The sequence below is a fragment of the Sphaerisporangium sp. NPDC004334 genome (assembly GCF_053602655.1).
Map to the genome: position 1 here is coordinate 1 of NZ_JBSGDZ010000031.1, position 17,057 is coordinate 17,057.

The 17,057-nt window shown below is 71.3% G+C and carries 16 protein-coding genes and 1 pseudogene; 7 read left to right on the forward strand and 10 right to left on the reverse strand.

What is annotated here, in order from left to right; genetic code table 11:
• The 4 genes and pseudogenes from ACWEN6_RS32735 to ACWEN6_RS32750 all read left to right on the forward strand — a co-directional run.
• Nucleotides 1–459, forward strand: a pseudogene (locus ACWEN6_RS32735) (potassium-transporting ATPase subunit B); the annotation flags it as partial.
• On the forward strand, nt 460–1,317 hold the full coding sequence (locus tag ACWEN6_RS32740) for a potassium-transporting ATPase subunit C (protein WP_452575679.1): 858 nt from the start codon (nt 460–462) through the stop codon (nt 1,315–1,317).
• Nucleotides 1,318–1,435: 118 nt separating this feature from the next.
• Nucleotides 1,436–3,904 carry a DUF4118 domain-containing protein gene (locus tag ACWEN6_RS32745; protein WP_452575825.1) on the forward strand — a complete coding sequence of 823 codons (2,469 nt, stop codon included), beginning with the start codon at nt 1,436–1,438 and terminating at the stop codon, nt 3,902–3,904.
• Nucleotides 3,901–4,569, forward strand: coding sequence for a response regulator (locus ACWEN6_RS32750; protein WP_452575681.1), 669 nt, complete (start codon nt 3,901–3,903; stop codon nt 4,567–4,569). Before ACWEN6_RS32745 ends, ACWEN6_RS32750 begins: the two co-directional genes overlap by 4 nt.
• Before the next feature lie 103 nt (nt 4,570–4,672).
• Here ACWEN6_RS32750 and ACWEN6_RS32755 read toward each other — a convergent pair whose 3' ends face one another.
• The gene (locus ACWEN6_RS32755; RefSeq protein WP_452575683.1) at nt 4,673–4,891 is read right to left on the reverse strand and encodes a hypothetical protein; all 219 of its coding nucleotides are present in this window, start codon (nt 4,889–4,891) and stop codon (nt 4,673–4,675) included.
• 115 nt (nt 4,892–5,006) lie between these two features.
• Here ACWEN6_RS32755 and ACWEN6_RS32760 point away from each other — a divergent pair, with 115 nt between their 5' ends.
• A complete protein-coding gene (locus ACWEN6_RS32760; RefSeq protein ID WP_452575685.1) occupies nt 5,007–5,663 on the forward strand; it encodes a TMEM175 family protein in 657 nt (218 codons plus the stop codon).
• A 9-nt stretch (nt 5,664–5,672) separates the two neighbouring features.
• Here ACWEN6_RS32760 and ACWEN6_RS32765 read toward each other — a convergent pair whose 3' ends face one another.
• From ACWEN6_RS32765 to pdxH, 4 genes are all read right to left on the reverse strand, one after another.
• The gene (locus tag ACWEN6_RS32765; RefSeq protein ID WP_452575687.1) at nt 5,673–7,901 is read right to left on the reverse strand and encodes a SpoIIE family protein phosphatase; all 2,229 of its coding nucleotides are present in this window, start codon (nt 7,899–7,901) and stop codon (nt 5,673–5,675) included.
• 168 nt (nt 7,902–8,069) lie between these two features.
• Nucleotides 8,070–8,774 (reverse strand): metal-dependent transcriptional regulator, encoded by a 705-nt coding sequence (locus tag ACWEN6_RS32770; RefSeq protein ID WP_354852403.1) that lies wholly within the window; start codon nt 8,772–8,774, stop codon nt 8,070–8,072.
• Nucleotides 8,775–9,107: 333 nt separating this feature from the next.
• Complete coding sequence (locus ACWEN6_RS32775) at nt 9,108–10,370, reverse strand: MFS transporter (protein WP_452575688.1); 1,263 nt, start codon at nt 10,368–10,370, stop codon at nt 9,108–9,110.
• 96 nt (nt 10,371–10,466) lie between these two features.
• On the reverse strand, nt 10,467–11,123 hold the full coding sequence (gene pdxH / locus ACWEN6_RS32780; RefSeq protein ID WP_452575690.1) for a pyridoxamine 5'-phosphate oxidase: 657 nt from the start codon (nt 11,121–11,123) through the stop codon (nt 10,467–10,469).
• A gap of 170 nt (nt 11,124–11,293) precedes the next feature.
• Here pdxH and ACWEN6_RS32785 point away from each other — a divergent pair, with 170 nt between their 5' ends.
• Both ACWEN6_RS32785 and serC read left to right on the forward strand, forming a co-directional pair.
• Nucleotides 11,294–12,400 carry a citrate synthase 2 gene (locus ACWEN6_RS32785; protein ID WP_452575692.1) on the forward strand — a complete coding sequence of 369 codons (1,107 nt, stop codon included), beginning with the start codon at nt 11,294–11,296 and terminating at the stop codon, nt 12,398–12,400.
• 210 nt (nt 12,401–12,610) lie between these two features.
• On the forward strand, nt 12,611–13,729 hold the full coding sequence (gene serC / locus ACWEN6_RS32790; protein ID WP_354852396.1) for a phosphoserine transaminase: 1,119 nt from the start codon (nt 12,611–12,613) through the stop codon (nt 13,727–13,729).
• 21 nt (nt 13,730–13,750) lie between these two features.
• Here the strand turns inward: serC and ACWEN6_RS32795 are convergent, their stop codons facing one another.
• From ACWEN6_RS32795 to ACWEN6_RS32815, 5 genes are all read right to left on the reverse strand, one after another.
• Complete coding sequence (locus ACWEN6_RS32795) at nt 13,751–14,161, reverse strand: BlaI/MecI/CopY family transcriptional regulator (protein WP_452575694.1); 411 nt, start codon at nt 14,159–14,161, stop codon at nt 13,751–13,753.
• A gap of 105 nt (nt 14,162–14,266) precedes the next feature.
• A complete protein-coding gene (locus tag ACWEN6_RS32800; protein WP_452575696.1) occupies nt 14,267–14,908 on the reverse strand; it encodes a rhomboid family intramembrane serine protease in 642 nt (213 codons plus the stop codon).
• Nucleotides 14,909–15,088: 180 nt separating this feature from the next.
• Complete coding sequence (locus ACWEN6_RS32805; protein ID WP_354852390.1) at nt 15,089–15,853, reverse strand: crotonase/enoyl-CoA hydratase family protein; 765 nt, start codon at nt 15,851–15,853, stop codon at nt 15,089–15,091.
• Nucleotides 15,854–15,884: 31 nt separating this feature from the next.
• Nucleotides 15,885–16,658 (reverse strand): SDR family NAD(P)-dependent oxidoreductase, encoded by a 774-nt coding sequence (locus tag ACWEN6_RS32810; RefSeq protein WP_452575698.1) that lies wholly within the window; start codon nt 16,656–16,658, stop codon nt 15,885–15,887.
• A 48-nt stretch (nt 16,659–16,706) separates the two neighbouring features.
• On the reverse strand, nt 16,707–17,048 hold the full coding sequence (locus tag ACWEN6_RS32815; protein ID WP_354852388.1) for an STAS domain-containing protein: 342 nt from the start codon (nt 17,046–17,048) through the stop codon (nt 16,707–16,709).
• Nucleotides 17,049–17,057: the final 9 nt, after the last annotated feature.

Genomic DNA, 17,057 nt, shown 5'->3' on the forward strand with positions numbered 1-17,057 from the left:
GGCGTCGCCATGAACACCGGCACCACCGCCGCCAAAGAAGCCGGCAACATGATCGACCTCGACTCCAACCCCACCAAACTCATCGAAATCGTCGAAATCGGCAAACAACTCCTCATCACCCGCGGCGCCCTCACCACCTTCTCCATCGCCAACGACATCGCCAAATACTTCCTCATCATCCCCGCCATGTTCGCCGCCGTTCACCCCGGCCTGGACACCCTCAACATCATGCGCCTGGCCACCCCCCAATCCGCCATCCTCTCCGCCGTCATCTTCAACGCCATCGTCATCATCGCCCTCATCCCCCTGGCACTACGCGGAGTCCGCTACCGCCCCTCCAGCGCCTCCCAACTCCTGTCCCGCAACCTCTACATCTACGGCCTGGGCGGCATCATCGTCCCGTTCATCGGCATCAAACTCATCGACCTGCTCATTCGGTTGCTTCCGGGGATGTCATAGATGCGCCATCTGCCAAGCTGGATCAACCGGCACCTGGCCGCCCTGCGCGCCCTGCTGGTGCTCACCGTGATCACCGGAGTCGTCTATCCGCTGGTGGTCACGGGAGTGGCGCAGGCGCTGTTCAACGGCGAGGCCAATGGCTCCATCGTGCGGATCCACGGCGAGGACGCGGGCAGCGCGCTCATCGGGCAGAACTTCACCGACGCCGACGGCAACCCGGTGCGCAAGTACTTCCAGTCCCGGCCGTCGGCCGCGGGCTACGACCCCATGGCGAGCGCGGCGAGCAACCTGGGCCCTGAGGACATCGTGGACGTGTTGCCCGTCCCCGGGGCATCAGGCGTGCGGGGCCATGGCCGGCGATCCCTGTTGAGCCAGGTCTGCGCGCGAAGCAAGGCCGTCGGCGAGCTGGAAGGGGTCAGCGGCGCCCGCCCGTACTGCACCGCTGACGGCGTCGGCGCCGTGCTCAAGGTCTTCCCCGCCACCGGCGCCCCTACCCGCGCCGTCAGTGTCAACCAGCCCTGCCCCGCCACTCCGTTCGTCACCACCTACCAAGGCATCACCGTCCAATGCGGCACACCAGGGCAGAACTACGCCGCCGGCCGCACCGTCACCGTCCGCGGCACCGCGACCGCCGTCGTCCCCCCCGACGCCGTCACCGCCGGCGGATCCGGGCTCGACCCGCACATCTCCCCCGCCTACGCCGCACTCCAGGCGCCCCGCGTCGCCCGGCAACGCGGCCTGCCCCTCGCCCGGGTCAAGGCCCTCATCGAGCGGCACACCAGCGGTCGTAGCTTGGGGTTCATGGGGGAACCGGCGGTCGACGTCCTGGCGCTCAACCTGGCCCTGGACGCGGGATGACGGAAGGCGAGCGGTGAGCACGGCACGGGAGGCGGACGCGGCGCGCGCGCCCGGCGCGGCACGCGGGCGGCTGCGCGTCTACCTGGGGGCCGCCCCCGGCGTCGGCAAGACCTACGCGATGCTCGCGCAGGGCCGCCGGGCGCTCACGCGCGGCAGGGACGTGGTGGTCGGCCTGGTGGAGACGCACGGCCGCGCCCGCACGGCCGAACTGATCGACGGGCTGGAGACGCTGCCCCGCAGAACCCTCACCTACCGGGGCGCGACCTTCACCGAGCTGGACGTCGACGCCGTCATCGCGCGCAAGCCCAAGATCGCACTGATCGACGAGCTCGCGCACACCAACGTGCCGGGGTCGCGCAACGCCAAGCGCTGGCAGGACATCGAGGAGATCCTCGACGCCGGCATCGACGTCATCTCCACCGTCAACATCCAGCACCTGGAGTCGCTCAACGACGTCGTGGAGCAGATCGCGGGCGTGCCGCAGCGCGAGACCGTCCCCGACGAGGTCGTACGCCGGGCCGACCAGGTCGAGCTGGTCGACATGTCGCCCGAGGCGCTGCGCCGCAGGCTCGCGCACGGCAACGTCTACCCGCCGGAGAAGATCGACGCTGCCCTGTCCAACTACTTCCGGGAGGGCAACCTGACCGCGCTGCGCGAGCTGGCCCTGCTCTGGGTCGCGGGGAAGGTGGACGAGCAGCTCGAACGGTACCGCGCCGACCACGGCATCGCCGGCACCTGGGAGGCGCGCGAACGGGTCGTCGTCGCGCTGACCGGCGGTCCCGAGGGCGACACCCTCGTGCGGCGGGCCGCGCGCATCGCGGCCCGTACCCAGGGCGCCGACCTGCTGGCCGTCCATGTCACCGCCCCCGACGGCCTGGCCGGCGCCGACCCGGCCCACCTGGCCCGTCAGCGGACGCTGGTCGAGAGCATGGGCGGCACCTACCACCAGGTCGTCGGCGACGACATCCCGCGCGCCCTGCTCGACTTCGCCCGCGGCGTCAATGCCACCCAGCTCGTCCTCGGCGCCTCCCGGCGCGGGCGCTTCGCCCAGGTGCTCTCCCCCGGCGTGGGGGTGACCACGACCGCGCGCTCGGGGTCCATCGACGTCCACATGATCACCCACGAGGAGGTCAGCAAGGGACTGCGGAGGGCGTCGCGTTCCCGCGCCGTCCTCACCCGCCGCCGGCGTCTGGCCGGGTGGGCGCTGGCGGTCGCCGGCCTTCCCGCGCTGACCGCGGCGCTGGTCCCGCTGCGCGGCACGCTGGCGCTGCCCGGGGAGATCCTGCTGTTCCTGCTGACGGTCGTCGTCGTCGCCCTGGTCGGCGGCCGGTCGCCGGCGGTCGTCGCCGCGGTGGGCGCGTTCGGGCTGCTCAACTGGTACTTCACCCCGCCGCTGAACACGCTCACGGTGGCCGAGCCGGAGAACCTGCTGGCGCTGTTCGTGTTCGTGCTGGTCGCGGCCACCGTGAGCACGGTGGTCGACCTGGCGGCGCGGCGCACCCGCGAGGCCGCCCGCGCCGGAGCCGAGGCCGAGGTGCTGTCCACGCTGGCCGGGCACGTGTTGCGCGGCGAGGCCGCGCTGCCGTCCCTGCTGGCCCGGCTGCGCGAGACCTTCACCCTGACGTCGGTGACGCTGCTCGAACGCGTCGGCCCGGCCGGCCCCGACCACCGATCCGCCCCGCAGTCCTGGCGGATCGTGGCCACCTCCGGCGGGCCGCCCTGCGCGAGCCCCGACGACTCCGACACCGACGTGCAGGTCGACGACCGGCTCGTGCTCGCCGTCCGCGGCCACCTGCTGGACGCCTCCGACCGCCGGGTGCTGGAGGCGTTCGCCGCCGAGGCCGCCGTCGCCCTGCGCCAGGAGCGCCTGCGGCAGGAGGCCGAGGCCGCGCGGCCGCTGGCCGAGGCCGACCGGATGCGCACGGCCCTGCTCGCCGCCGTCAGCCACGACCTGCGCACGCCGCTCGCCTCGGCCAAGGCCGCCGTGGACAGCCTGCGCAACACGACCATCGAGTGGACGCCGCAGGACCGGGCCGAACTGCTCGCCACGGCCGAGGAGTCGCTGGCCAGGCTGGACCGCCTGGTCGCCAACCTGCTCGACATGAGCCGCCTGCAGGCCGGCGTGCTCGGGCTCACCCTGCACCCCGTCGCGCTGGAGGACGTCATGCCGCGCGCCATCGACGACCTCGGGCCGCTCGGCGAGCGCGTCCAGGACGACATTCCCGGCGACCTGCCCGAGATCATGGCCGATCCGGCGCTGCTCGAGCGCATCCTGGTCAACCTGATGTCCAACGCCGTCCGCTACAGCCCGCCCGAGCACCAGGTACTGGTCACCGGCAGCCACTACGGCGACCGGGTGGAGATCCGGGTCATCGACCGCGGCCCCGGCATCCCACCAGACGCCCACGACCAGGTCTTCCTGCCGTTCCAGCGCCTGGGCGACCGGGCCGGCCACACCGGCGTCGGCCTGGGCCTGGCGCTCTCCCGAGGGCTGGCCGAGGCGATGAACGGCACCCTGACGCCCGACGAGACCCCCGGAGGAGGGCTCACCATGATCATCTCTATGCCCGTCGGAGAGCACCGATGACCCGGGTCCTGGTCGTCGACGACGAGCCGCAACTGCTGCGCGCCCTGCGCATCAACCTGGTCGCCCGCCACTACGAGGTCGCCGTGGCCGCCGACGGGGGCGCCGCGCTGCGCGAGGCCGCCCAGTTCCACCCCGACCTGGTCCTGCTCGACCTCGGGCTGCCGGACATGGACGGAGTCGAGGTCATCCACGGCCTGCGCGGCTGGACGCGCGTGCCGATCGTCGTGCTGTCCGGCCGGGCCGGCAACCAGGACAAGATCGACGCCCTGGACGCGGGGGCCGACGACTACGTCACCAAACCGTTCGACATCGAGGAGCTGTTCGCCCGCATCCGGGCCGTCACCCGCCGGGTGTCCACGCAGGAGGCCGAGAGCACGCAGGTCCGCGTCGGCGACCACACGGTCGACCTGGCCACCAAGACCGTCTCCGGAGACGTCCGGCTCACCCGCACCGAGTGGCGCATGCTGGAGCTGCTGCTGCGCAACCCCGGCCGGCTGGTCAGCCAGCGCCAGATGCTCGGCGAGGTGTGGGGCGCGGGGTACGCCAAGGAGACCCACTACCTGCGCCAGTACATGGCCCAGCTCCGCAAGAAACTCGAACGCGACCCCGCCCGCCCCGTCCACCTGATCACCGAACCCGGCATGGGCTACCGCTTCACCCCCTGATCTGCCTCGACGGGCAGGCGTGGGAGCCGGTCCTCGACCTGCTCGCCCGTCTCGCGGCGTCATCGCCGTCGGCTTCCCTGGCTTCGGCGCGGCGGCCGGCGGATCAGCGCTGGGTCTGGGTGTAGAGGGCGAGGATCACGATGACGAAGGTGATCATCACCCCGGCGTAGGCCACCGGGCCGAGCCTGATCATCTTGCGGAAGCGGTTCAGCCCCCAGGCGAAAAGGAACGCCAGGAAGACCAGCAGGATCAGCCCGCCGTTCTCCATCGCCACCGCCCTCCGGATCGCCCGTGCGCCGCCGGGCCCGCCCGGCTGCGCCACGCGGCACCCCGCCCGGGAAGGGCCCGCACGCCACTCTAGCCGCGATCACCCCGCCCCCGGCGGCACTCTTGCCTGCCCTCCCCACGGGTGTCGCGTCCGTGGCACACTTCACCCCGTGCCGGATCTGAACAGGACGCACGTCCAGGAGAGCCCCCACTTCACCGACGAGGAGGACCGGCGGCACGTCCGCGACCGCCTGATCTTCTTCTCCGACGCGGTGATCGCCATCGCGATGACGCTGCTCGCGCTGGAACTGCCTGTGCCGACCGGGGAGACCGACGCCGAGGTCTGGCGCTCGTTCGTGAAGCTGCTCCCCGAGGAGTACCTGAACTTCGTCATCAGCTTCGGGGTCATCGCCGCGTTCTGGATGGCCCACCACCAGTTCTTCCGCAAGATCCACGTGGTGGACACCGCGCTGCTGCGCTACAACCTCGGCTGGCTGTTCCTGGTCGTGGTGGTGCCGTTCGCCACCCGGGTGAACAGCGAGGGCGGCTTCGTGCTGGGCCCGGTGCTGTACGCCGTCGTCATCAGCGCGATCGCCCTGCTGATGGTGCTGATGGCCCGGCACGCGACCCGCGCCGGCCTGCTGCGTCCCGGGACGCCCCCGCACGCGCTGCGGGGATTGCTGGTGGGCGCCGGCACCGCCGCGTCGGTGTTCCTGCTGTCGATCCCGGTGAGCTTCGTCAGCCCGTCGTGGGGACGATACTTCTGGTTGCTGACGATCGTCGCCTCGCGCGTCACCCGCCGCGTCTTCGACCGCCGCGACCCCTGACCGGCGGGCTCAGCGCCCCTTGGTGGGGATCTCGAACCAGACGGCCTTGCCCTCCTTGGTGGGACGCGAGCCCCAGCGGCGGGCGAGCTGGTCGACCAGGTACAGGCCGCGGCCGCCCTCGTCGTTCTCGCCGGCGCTGCGGATGCGCGGCAGGCGGAGATCCTGGTCGAAGACCTCCACCCAGATGGACTCCTCGCCCCGGCGCAGCCGCAGCGTGAACTCCTTCTCGTTGACGATGTCGTTGTCCAGCCCCGGAACGTCCCAGGACTCGTCGAACGGCAGCGGCGGGCCGTCCAGCACCAGCTCGCGGCGCGGGACGCTGGCGCTGGCGGCGTGCAGCACGACGTTGGTGACGACCTCGGAGACCAGCAGGCAGGCCAGCTCGACCCGGTCTTCGGGGACGTCCCAGCTCGCGAACGCCTCCGAGGCCATGCGCCGGGCCTCGCCCACCATGATCGGCTGGGCGGGGAAGGTGCGCTCTTCGAACTTGAGCTCCTTGCCCGCGGAGCGGATCACCAGGATGGCCATGTCGTCGTCGATCTCGCCGGGGACCGCGACGGTGGCGGCGTCGGCGACGCGCTCGACCGACTCGGCCGAGGCCTTGGCGACCTTCTCGCACAGGATGCGCAGCGTCTCTTCGTCGCTGAGCGGCGCCTCGCCGGACTCGCGGGCCGGGCGGCGGTCGACCAGGCCGTCGGTGTAGAGCAGGAGGGCGGCGCCGGGCGGCAGCACCCGCGTCTCCTCCTTGTAGACCAGGTCGGCGTGCATGCCCTTGGCGTTGACGCCGAGCGGCTGGCCGACCTCGGAGATGTCGAGCTCGGTGACCACGCCGTCGACGATGAGCAGCGGCGGGGAGTGCCCGGCGTTGGCGAAGGACAGCTGGCGCGACCACGCGTCGTACACCAGGTACTGGCAGGTGACGATCGGCGGGGTGCTGACGTCGGTGCCGTAGTCGTCGCGCTCGGGCGCGGCGATGATGCGGGTCCACTCGTTGAGCCGCGCCAGGATGTCGGCCGGGGACTTGTCGTCCTGGGCGAAGGCGCGCAGCGCGGCGCGCAACTGGCCCATGACGGCCGCGGCCTTGGCGCCGCGGCCCTCGACGTCGCCGATGACGATGCCGACCCGCCCCGCCGACAGCGGGATCACGTCGTACCAGTCGCCGCCCACCTGGGTCTGGATGCCCTGGCCGTGTGAGGCGAGCGGGGCGGCGGGGTAGTAGCGGACCGCGATCTCCAGGCCGTCGAGCTGCGGCAGCTCGCGGGGCAGCAGGTACTTCTGGAAGGACTCGGCGGTGTGGCGCTCTTCCTCGAACAGCAGCGCGTTGTCGACGGCGATGGCGACCCGGGTAGCGATGGCGCCGACGAAGTCGCGGTCGAAGGCGTCGTAGTGCGGCGAGCGCCGGTCGGTGAGGTTGGACATGCCGAGGTACATCAGGCCGAGCGTCTCGCCCCGCGCGCACAGCGGCGCGACGATGGCGGAGGTCATGCCGATCTCGCTGCAGAGCCTGGTGGCCTCCTCGCTGGGCGAGGGATAGCTCATCGTCGCGAAGTCCTCGACGATGATGGTCTCCTGCCGGCGCAGCGCGATCTCGGCGTAGTGGCCGGCGGGGTAGCGGATCTCGGACCCGATGGGGCGCCAGGTGCCCGGCGGGGGCGTCCACCCCTTGACGTGGGTGGACACCTTGCGGACCAGCCGGTCGCCCTCGGACAGCTCGATGAAGCAGTGGTCGGCGAACTGGGGCACCAGCATCTCGGCGACGCGGTTGAGCGTCTCTTCGACATACAGGGAGCCGGCCAGGCGCTCGCCGATGCGTTCGAGCAGGCCGAAGCGGTCTTTCTCGCGTTCGTTGCTGCGCATCGCCTCGCGGGCGGTGATGACGATGCCGGTGACCGAGCCGGAGGGGTGCCGCAGGGGGACGGCCTGCGCACGGACGTAGATGATGGTGCCGTCGCCGCGCACCACGTCGAAGGTGCCCTCCCACACGCCGCCCTTGAGGACGTGCTTGGCCAGCTCGACGGCCAGGGGGTGGTCCTTCTCCATGATGCCCAGGGACAGGACGGTCGGGTCGGCGCTGCCTGGCCTGTCGGGGGTGCCGAACAGGCGTTCGGCGAACGGGTTCCAGTAGAGCACGTTGCTGAACCGGTCGGTGACGACCACGGCCATCTCGGCGTGGTCGAGGACCGACTCGGGCGTCAGATGATCGGCCGCGTCCTGCGAGAGGTCCCCCCATCGCTTCATCGGGCGGCCGCCCCTCGGAGAGGGGCATGGGCGAAGGCGACCACGTGCGCTCCTGCAACAGCCTCGGCGGTCAGGCGACGGCCGGCCGGAGGCTCGGGGAAGGCGGGGCTGAGGGACAAGGGAAAGGGAGACCCCCCACTGAGATGCAAGCGATCACGCTCTGACCGGTCAGCGCCGGGAGACGAAGACGTGCGCGGCGACATCGCGCGGGAACTCCGCGGGCGTGTTGTGCGCTTCATCGTCACCTGTCACCCGTACACCGTCGTCGCTCGCCGCGAGCGTCACCTCGCGTCCGGGTTGTATCCCAACTTGCTTGAGTTTAAGCATCACAGCAGGATCACTTTGCACTTGTTCGCTAATTCGCCGCACGACTACGGGTATGCCTCTGGGCCCGGCCAGATCGGCCATGGCCGAGATCACCTCATCGGCGGACGAGTCGGACTCTTTGACGCCCAGTTCGTCCAGACCTGGGATGGGGTTGCCGTGGGGGCAGACCACCGGGTTGTCGAGCAGGGTGACCAGGCGGGACTCCACCGACTCGGACATGACGTGCTCCCAGCGGCAGGCCTCGACGTGCACCTCTTCCCAGGGAAGGCCGATGACCTGGGTGAGCAGGCACTCGGCCAGGCGGTGCTTGCGCATCACCCGCGTGGCGAGCGTGCGCCCGAGGTCGGTCATGGTCAGGTGACGGTCGCCCTCGACGCGGACCAGGCCGTCACGCTCCATGCGGGCCACCGTCTGGCTGACGGTGGGGCCGCTCTGCTGCAGCCGCTCGGCGATGCGGGCGCGCAGAGGGGTGATCCCCTCCTCCTCCAACTCGAAGATCGTGCGGAGGTACATCTCGGTGGTGTCGATCAGGCCGTGTGCGGTCAAGGCTCCTCCCCTCCCAAGTATCGATGCTACGTCCGGCTCCCGGGGGCCACGGCCGTGTCCGCACAGGCCGAGGGCGCTGTCTCCCGGGAACGGATCGGCGTCCGGACAGAGCTTACGCAGACCTACCGACACAACGGTGCGAGACGGGGAACGACGACCGCGGCGGCGGCAACATGTGACTCCTTCTCTAGGATCGCATCCTTCGCCACGCGCGTCGCCTGAACCCACGGAACCTGATCTCACAGGACAGGTCCGCGCCGGCTCCCTCGACGGCCGCGCGCCCCCGCCGGCGCCGCCCGTCCCGGCCGCCCGTCCCGGCCGGCCGCGCCGGGATCAGCGCCGCGCGAGCCCGTCGCGCACCGCGTCGTAGTTGCGGAACGCCGGGATCGAGAGCCCGGCGACCAGCACGATCGCGGCGCACAGCAGCCCGCCGCCCGCCCAGGCCGGCACGAGCCCGAAGGCGCCGGCCGTCGCGCCGGCCCGCAGGTCACCAAGGCGGGGACCGCCGGCGACCACGACCATGAACACGCCCTGCATGCGCCCGCGCATCTCGTCGGGGGCGTAGGTCTGCAAGATCGTCTGCCGCCAGACCGAGGAGACCAGGTCGATGGCGCCGCCGACGGCGAGCAGCGCCACGATCAGCCACAGCGGCTGCGCTAACGCCGCCGCCGCGACGGTGAGCCCCCACAGCGCGATCACGATGGTCAGCGCCACCCCCTGGCGGCGCACCCTGCCGACCCAGCCGGACACCAGCCCGGCCGCGACGGCGCCGATCGCCAGGCTCGCCGACAGCCAGCCGAACGCGACCGGCGACCCGCCGAAGTGCTCGGCCGTCAGCTCCGGGTACAGGGCGCGGGGCAGGGCGAAGGCCATGGCGATGATGTCCACGACGAAGGACATCATCACGATCGGCCGGGTGGCGATGTACCGCAGGCCGTCCACGACCGACCGCAGGCCCGGCCGGGACACCTCGCCGTCGGGGGCCAGGCGGGGCAGCCGGACGGCGGCGTAGAACCCGGCGCCGAACAACACGGCGTCGATGAGGTAGGCCGCGGCGTATCCGGACCTGGCCAGGACGACGCCGGCGAGCAGCGGGCCGAGCACCGTCCCGACGCTGCTTATCAGGAAATTCAGGGTGTTGGCCGCGGCGACGCGCTCGGGCGCCACCAGCCTCGGGATGATCGCGCTGCGCGTCGGCGCGGTGACGGCGAAGCCGGTGGACTGGACGGCGACGATAACGAGCATCAGGTAGACGTTGTCCAGCCCCGCCCAGGCGTGCAGCAGCAGGGCGGCCGTCGCCAGCCAGGCGACCACCGAGCCCATGAGCAACAGCTTGCGGCGGTCGACCGCGTCGGCGACGGCGCCGCCCCACAGGCCGAAGACGACCAGCGGGATGAGGTTGGCCGGCCCGAGCAGGCCCACCCACAGGGAGGAGTGGGTGATGTCGTACACCTGGGCGCTGACGGCCACCGAGGTGAGCTGGAAGCCGATGAAGGAGACACCCTGCCCGAGCAGCAGCCGCCGGTAGGGGGCGACGCCCAGCGGGCGGGTGTCGACGGCGACACGCTTCAGCACCGACTGAAGGACGAGCGCCATTTCCACCCCACCAACCCGGACATTTGAGAAATCTCCGGACACATTACCCAGGCAGTGGGGGTGAGCGGTTCAGGGGGAGGGGGGTGCCGGTCGGGATCAGGGGGCCAGCCGCTCCACCAGCCACACCCCGCCCGCGCGGCGGTAGCGCAGCCGGTCGTGCATGCGGTCGACCTGCCCCTGCCAGAACTCGACCTCCGCCGGGACCACGCGGAACCCACCCCAGAACTCGGGCATCGGCGGCTCCTCCGGCCAGCGCTCGGCGAGCTGGCGGTAGCGGTCGTCCAGCTCCTCCCGCGACCGCACGACCGCCGACTGCCGGGAGGCCCAGGCGCCTATGCGAGAGCCGTACGGGCGAGAATGGAAGTAGGCGGCGGAATCCTCCCGCGGCAGGCGCACCACGGTGCCCTCCACGCGCACCTGGCGGCGCATGGGGTGCCAGGGGAACACCAGGCAGGCCCGGGGGTTCTCCGCCAGGTCGCGGCCCTTGCGCGACTCGTAGTTGGTGTAGAAGACGAAGCCTTCCTGGTCGTATCCCTTGAGCAGGACGGTCCTCGCGGCCGGGCGGCCCCCGGCGGAGGAGGTGGCGAGCACCATGGCGTTCGGCTCGGGGAACCCCGCGTCCACGGCGTCGGCGAACCATGACGCGAACTGCGTCACAGGGTCGGCGGCGAGATCGGCCTCGCCGAACGGCAGGCCCTCGTACGTACGGCGCAGCGCCGCGAACGGCGGCGGCGGGCTCGATGCGGCATCCACAGACCGGTATTCTTCCGCGTCCGGCGCCACGGCCGAAGTCGCACCCCCCACCAGGGCGGATCGCGTTTCGGTGGGCCCTGCGGCAGAGCACCCACGCCGAGGGGGTTGAATATGACCCGCCGGTATCTCGACATCAAGGCTTTGACTTCAAGAAAGGGAGGCGGCCGAGAATGTCCGACTTCAAACCCGGGCTCGAAGGCGTAGTAGCGTTCGAGACCGAGATCGCGGAACCGGACAAAGAAGGGGGCGCCCTGCGTTACCGGGGCGTCGACATCGAAGAGCTGGTCGGCCGCGTCTCCTACGGCAATGTGTGGGGCCTGCTCGTCGACAACAAGTTCAAGCCCGGCCTTCCTCCGGCCGAGCCGTACCCCATCCCTGTCCACTCCGGTGACATCCGCGTCGACGTCCAGAGCGCCCTGGCCATGCTGGCCCCCGCCTACGGCTTCCGCCAGCTCCTCGACATCGACGAAGACCAGGCCCGCGACGATCTCGCACGCGCCTCGGTCACCGCGCTGTCGTTCGTCGCCCAGTCGGCCCGCGGCCTGGGCCTGCCGATGGTCCCGCAGTCGCGCGTCGACGAGGCCGACACCATCGTCGAGCGCTTCATGATCCGCTGGCGCGGTGAGCCCGACCCCAAGCACGTCAAGGCCATCGACGCCTACTGGACCTCCGCCGCCGAGCACGGCATGAACGCCTCCACCTTCACCGCCCGCGTGATCGCCTCCACCGGCGCGGACGTCGCCGCCGCCCTGTCGGGCGCGGTGGGCGCGATGTCGGGCCCGCTGCACGGTGGCGCCCCCGCCCGCGTGCTGCACATGATCGAGGAGGTCGAGCGCATCGGCGACGCCGAGACCTACGTCAAGCGCGCGCTGGACTCCGGCGAGCGTCTGATGGGCTTCGGCCACCGCGTGTACCGCGCCGAGGACCCCCGCGCCCGCGTGCTGCGCCGCACCGCGCAGGAGCTCAACGCTCCCCGCTACGAGGTCGCCTGCGCGCTGGAGAAGGCCGCCCTGGCCGAGCTGCACGCCCGCAAGCCCGACCGCGTCCTGGCCACCAACGTGGAGTTCTGGGCCGCGATCATGCTGGACTTCGCCGAGGTGCCCCCGCACATGTTCACCTCGATGTTCACCTGCGCCCGCACCGCCGGGTGGGCGGCGCACATCCTGGAGCAGAAGCGCACGGGCAGGCTGGTCCGCCCAAGCGCCAAGTACGTCGGCCCCCCGCAGCGCTCGATCAACGACGTCCCCGGAGCCGACGAGGTCGCCGGCAAGAACTGACCCCGCCGTCCGCACGGGAACCGGTCACGCCCTCCGGCGAAGCCGGCCACCGACGCCGCGCCCGCACAGGGCCCGCAGCCGCAGGTTGCGGGCCTTTCGCGTGCCCGCCGCCCCGGCTGGCCGCCCGCCGCGTCTCAGGCGACACGCCCGCCGGGTCTCAGAATCCGGACCGGCGACGTGAGCACCGGGGCGGCTCACTACCCTGGTTAGGTGGCTGACATCGAGATTCCCGCTGAACTGAAGCCCGCTGACGGCCGTTTCGGCTGCGGGCCTTCCAAGGTACGCCCCGAGCAGCTGGCCGCCCTGGCCTCCGCCGGCGCGAGCGTCATGGGCACCTCCCATCGCCAGAAGCCGGTCAAGAACCTCGTCCGCCGGGTGCGCGAGGGCCTCACCGACCTGTTCTCGCTGCCCGAGGGGTATGAGGTGGTGCTCGGCAACGGAGGCACCACGGCGTTCTGGGACATCGCGGCCTTCGGGCTCATCAGGGAGAAGTCCCAGCACCTCCACTTCGGCGAGTTCTCGTCGAAGTTCGCGGCCGTCGCCGCCAAGGCGCCCTGGCTCGCCGAGCCGACCGTGATCAAGTCCGAGGTGGGCAGCCACCCGCGGGCCACGCCCGAGGCCGGCGTGGACGTCTACGCGCTCACCCACAACGAGACCTCCACCGGCGTGGCCATGCCGATCAAGCGCGTGGCCGACGACGAGTCGCTCGTGCTGGTCGACGCCACCTCCGGGGCCGGCGGCCTGCCCGTCGAGGCCGGGGAGTTCGACGTCTACTACTTCGCGCCGCAGAAGAGCTTCGCCTCCGACGGCGGCCTGTGGATCGCCCTGTTCTCCCCCCGCGCCCTGGCCCGGGTGGAGGAGATCGCCGCGACCGACCGGTTCGTGCCCGAGTTCTTCAGCCTGCCGACCGCGATCGACAACTCGGTCAAGGACCAGACCTACAACACCCCGGCCGTGGCCACGCTGTTCCTGCTCGCCGACCAGATCGAGTGGATGAACCGCAACGGCGGCCTGGCCTGGACCACCGCGCGCACCGCCGACTCGGCCGGGCGGCTGTACACCTGGGCCGAGAAGACCTCCTACACCACGCCGTTCGTCGCCGACCCCGCCCAGCGGTCCAGCGTCGTCGGCACCATCGACTTCGCGCCCGAGGTGGACGCCGCCGAGGTCGCCAAGGTGCTGCGGGCCAACGGCATCGTCGACACCGAGCCCTACCGCAAGCTCGGCCGCAACCAGCTGCGCGTCGCGATGTTCCCGGCCATCGACCCGGCCGACATCGAGGCGCTGACGGCCTGCGTCGACCACGTGGTCGAGCGGCTGCAGGGCTGACCGACGGTCACTCCCCGCCCGTCAGGACGAGGGCGGGGGCACCCAGCCGGGCCCGGTGATGGGGAGCGGCGCGCCGGTGCGGCGCGCCAGCTCCTCCAGCAGGCGCAGGGCGTCGTCCAGTTCGACGCTCTGCGCGAAGCGCGACAGCGCCGGGGCGCGGTCGTCGGTCTCTGCCAGGGCGGCCAGCATGACCGCCGTGACGTGCTCGTCGCGGCTGAGCCTGGCGGAGTAGCGAAAGGCCTTGCGCTCGGCGGTGCGGCTCAGCAGGCCCTTCCTGACGAGCCGTTCGGCGACGGTCTGCACGGTGGTGTACGCGAGCGGCCGTTCGGCGTCCGCGTTGAGCTTTCCCTGCACCTCGCGGACGAGCAGGGGGTGGGCCGCGTCCCAGAGCACCTCCATGATGGCGCGCTCCAGCGAGCCCAGGCTATTCACGCCGACATTGTGGCCCACGGGCACCCGCCATGTCAGTTGCCATCGTTCATCCCGCGCTTTCTCCGCGGTGGCGACCGGCGCCGTTCCGCCGTCCGTCTTCGGCGTTCACGCGAGCGCCGCCACGCGCCTCCTGCGGCGCAGCGCCCAGGCCGCCATCACCCCGCCGAGGAGCCCGAACAGGTGGGCCTGCCAGGAGATGCCGGGCTGGCCCGGCAGCACGCCCCAGATGAGCGAGTAGTACAGCGCGGCGACGCCGATGCCGAGCGCGATGTCCAGCAGGTGCCGGTCGAACAGGCCCCGCGTCACGACGTACCCGAAGTAGCCGAACACCAGCCCGCTCGCCCCCAGCGTCACCCCGGGCGGGCTGACCAGCCACACTCCCAGGCCGCTGACCACGATGATCATGACGCTGGCGAGGACGAAACGCCCGAGGCCGCGCAGCGCGGCGAGGAAGCCGAGGATGGCCAGCGGCACGGTGTTGGCCATCAGATGGCCGAAACCCGCGTGCAGGAACGGCGCGAACAGGATGCCGCTCAGGCCGTCCACCTGGTGCGGGCGGATGCCGTACTGGTCCAGGTTCTCCGGCAGGACGTAATCGACGACTTCGACCGCCCACTCGACGCCCACCAGGAGCGCGATGACGATGGCGGCGCCGAGAGCGCCGGTGACCAGGTCGACCACACGCCGGCGCACCTTCTCGCCCGAGGTGGCGCCCGGAGCTCTCACTCTGGTCGCGTAGTCGCTCATCGTTCTCCTCGCAGCGGTACCTGGAACGCTTTTTGTCCTCCCTTTACCGTACGCGGACCGTGTTTAACCCGCGATTTCCGATGCACGCGAAAAAGGCGCATGTTCCGGGTATCGGATCATGCGCCTTCCACGCCGCCGGCGCTGATCGCCGGCGGCGTGACGATCATTTCCCGGAGACGATCACTCGCCCGTCCAATTGGGCGCGCGCTTCTCGGCGAACGCCGCGGCGCCCTCCATGGCGTCCTTGGACCCGAAGACCGGATTCATGATCGCCGACTGGTGGGCGAACATCTCGTCCAGCGACCAGTCGGCCGACTCGACCAGGATGCGCTTGGTCGCCAGCAGCGACAAGGGGGCGTTGGCGGCGATCTTGGCGGCGAACTCCTTGGCCGCGGCGAGCGCGCCGCCGGGCGGGGTCACCCGGTTCACCAGGCCCAGCTCGGCCAGCCGCGCGGCCGGGTAGAAGTCGCCGGTGAGGGCGATCTCCATGGCGATGTGGTAAGGGATGCGGCGCGGCAGGCGCATCACGCCTCCCGCGCCCGCCACCAGGCCACGCTTGGGCTCGGGCAGCCCGAACTTCGCCTCCTCGGAGGCGATGACGATGTCGCAGGACAGCACCAGCTCGAAACCCCCGGCCAGCGCGTACCCCTCCACCGCCGCGATGATCGGCTTCTTCGGCGGCGCCTCGACCAGGCCGCCGAACCCGCGCCCCTCGACCGCCGGGAAGTCTCCGCTCAGGAACCCCTTGAGGTCCATGCCGGCGGAGAAGTTGCCGCCGGCGCCGGTCAGGACGTACACCGAGACGTCCTTGCGGTCCTCCAGTTCGTCCAGGGCGGCCACCACGCCGCGCGCGACGGCGCCGTTGATGGCGTTCCTGGCCTGCGGCCTGTTGATCGTGATGACGGCGATGCCGCCGTCGACCTCGACGAGAACCTCGTCAGACACCCTTACCTCCGGTTCGCGGATACGAGCGGGCTCACTTGGGCTGGAAGCGGATCCCGCCGTCGAAGCGGATGACCTCGCCGTTCATGTAGTCGTTCTCGACCAGCGACCGCACCAGGTGGGCGAACTCCGAGGCCCGGCCCATGCGCTTGGGGAAGGGCACCGGCGCGTACAGCTTGGCCTTGAACGCCTCGGCCTCCGGGCCCGACCCGTAGATGGGCGTGTCGATGATGCCCGGGCAGATCGTCAGCACCCGCACGCCGATCGCGGCCAGGTCGCGGGCGGCCGGCAGCGTCATGCCGATGATGCCGCCCTTGGACGCGGAGTAGGCCACCTGACCGGTCTGGCCCTCCAGGCCGGCGACCGACGCGGTGTTGATCACCACGCCGCGCGCGCCGTCGGCGTCGACCGGCTCGGTCCTGGCCATGGCCGCCGCGCCGATGCGCATGAGGTTGAAGGTGCCGATCAGGTTGACGTCGATCACCTTGCGGTAGCTCGCCAGGTCGTGCGGCGAGCCGTCCCGGCCCACGGTGCGCGACGCCCAGCCGATGCCGGCGCTGTTGACCACCGCGCGCAGGGGCTTGCCGGTCGCCACGGCGGCGTCCACGGCCGCCTGGACCGAGGCCTCGTCGGAGACGTCGGTCTGCACGAAGACGCCGCCGAGCTCGTCGGCGATCGACTTGCCGCGCTCGGTGTTCAGGTCGGCCAGCACGACGGTCGCGCCCGCCGCCGCGAGCTCGCGCGCCGTGGCCTCGCCAAGGCCGCTGGCGGCGCCTGAGATGATTGCTGCTGCTCCGTTCAGGTCCATATCCCGGACCTTAACGTGGCAACCGAATGAAGTTCTACTGGGGGTGGCTCAAATCTCGGCCGAGATGGCGGCGTCGACGTCAGGATAGACCTTGATGCGCCGGTCGAGACCGGTCGTGCGCAGGATGCGCGCCACCGGCGCCTGCGGGGCCGCGAGCGACACCCCGCCGCCCTCGCCGGTCGCAAGGCGCCACGCCTCGATGAGCACCGACAGGCCGCTGGAGTCCATGAAGGACAGCGATGCCAGATCGAGCACCAGGCGGCTGCTGTCCTGCTTGATCGCATCACGCACCTCGTCGCGCAGGAAGGGCGCGGTGAACAGATCGAGCTCGCCCTCGACAGCGACGACGACGGCGTCTCCGAACGCCCGCCGCGCCAGCCGCAACTTCATGTGGAACCT

Excerpts from the sequence above, each read along its gene's own strand:
- ACWEN6_RS32745 (WP_452575825.1), top strand. The coding sequence starts at position 1,436 with ATGCTCGCGCAGGGCCGCCGGGCGCTCACGCGCGGCAGGGACGTGGTG.
- ACWEN6_RS32775 (WP_452575688.1), bottom strand. The coding sequence starts at position 10,370 with ATGGCGCTCGTCCTTCAGTCGGTGCTGAAGCGTGTCGCCGTCGACACC.
- ACWEN6_RS32740 (WP_452575679.1), top strand. The coding sequence starts at position 460 with ATGCGCCATCTGCCAAGCTGGATCAACCGGCACCTGGCCGCCCTGCGC.
- ACWEN6_RS32800 (WP_452575696.1), bottom strand. The coding sequence starts at position 14,908 with ATGAGCGACTACGCGACCAGAGTGAGAGCTCCGGGCGCCACCTCGGGC.
- ACWEN6_RS32810 (WP_452575698.1), bottom strand. The coding sequence starts at position 16,658 with ATGGACCTGAACGGAGCAGCAGCAATCATCTCAGGCGCCGCCAGCGGC.
- ACWEN6_RS32785 (WP_452575692.1), top strand. The coding sequence starts at position 11,294 with ATGTCCGACTTCAAACCCGGGCTCGAAGGCGTAGTAGCGTTCGAGACC.
- ACWEN6_RS32750 (WP_452575681.1), top strand. The coding sequence starts at position 3,901 with ATGACCCGGGTCCTGGTCGTCGACGACGAGCCGCAACTGCTGCGCGCC.
- ACWEN6_RS32765 (WP_452575687.1), bottom strand. The coding sequence starts at position 7,901 with ATGAAGCGATGGGGGGACCTCTCGCAGGACGCGGCCGATCATCTGACG.
- ACWEN6_RS32815 (WP_354852388.1), bottom strand. The coding sequence starts at position 17,048 with ATGAAGTTGCGGCTGGCGCGGCGGGCGTTCGGAGACGCCGTCGTCGTC.